Source organism: Carnobacterium sp. (genome assembly GCF_040274425.1).
In genome coordinates this window covers 1-554 of sequence record NZ_JBEMBC010000208.1, presented here as the reverse complement: position 1 = coordinate 554, position 554 = coordinate 1, and the positions used below count along the sequence as shown (strand labels likewise).

Genomic DNA, 554 nt, shown 5'->3' with positions numbered 1-554 from the left:
CGGATTTGATACATACTTTTAAGCAATTTCATGTGTTTAAAATGAAATAAGTCCTTTAACACTTTTATTATAGTGTTAAAGGACTTATTTGGTTACAATTCATAATATGAAAACATTGTCTTTATTTATAAATGTCTTTTCTATGACCAATCTCTAACATCAAAATAGTTACCGTCTCGTCATTAATATCGGCTATTAAGCGGTAGTCTCCAATTCTGTACCGCCATTCTCCTGAACGATTGGCTACTAATCCTTTTCCATGCTGCCTAGGATCTGTACAGTTTACTAGATTTTTTTGAATCCATCCCATAATTAAATGGGATTGGTGTTTATCCATTTTTTTTAATGCTTTTTGAGCTCCTCTTTCAAACTCTACTTGATAACCTGAGTTCATCTAATCAGATAGCTCCTTTAGCATGTCTTCAAAAGAAATACTTTGAGGACTTTCTTTATGCTCCGTCATGGCTTGATTATATAAACCCAAATCAATTTCATCTTCAATTTTTTCTAGAACAGAATTTCTAAATAAAGCAGAGACAGAAATGTTGTTAGCC

At 32.1% G+C, this 554-nt stretch carries 2 protein-coding genes; both read right to left on the bottom strand.

Annotated elements, in window-relative coordinates; all coding sequences use genetic code 11:
- Positions 1 to 121 precede the first annotated feature (121 nt).
- Positions 122 to 394, bottom strand: a complete 273-nt coding sequence (locus ABS911_RS15320; protein WP_350453220.1) for a type II toxin-antitoxin system RelE family toxin — start codon at positions 392 to 394, stop codon at positions 122 to 124.
- Positions 395 to 544, bottom strand: coding sequence for a type II toxin-antitoxin system RelB family antitoxin (relB, locus tag ABS911_RS15315; RefSeq protein WP_350468263.1), 150 nt, complete (start codon positions 542 to 544; stop codon positions 395 to 397).
- Positions 545 to 554: the final 10 nt, after the last annotated feature.

Coding starts and splice junctions, on each gene's coding strand:
- ABS911_RS15320 (WP_350453220.1), bottom strand. CDS start 394: ATGAACTCAGGTTATCAAGTAGAGTTTGAAAGAGGAGCTCAAAAAGCA.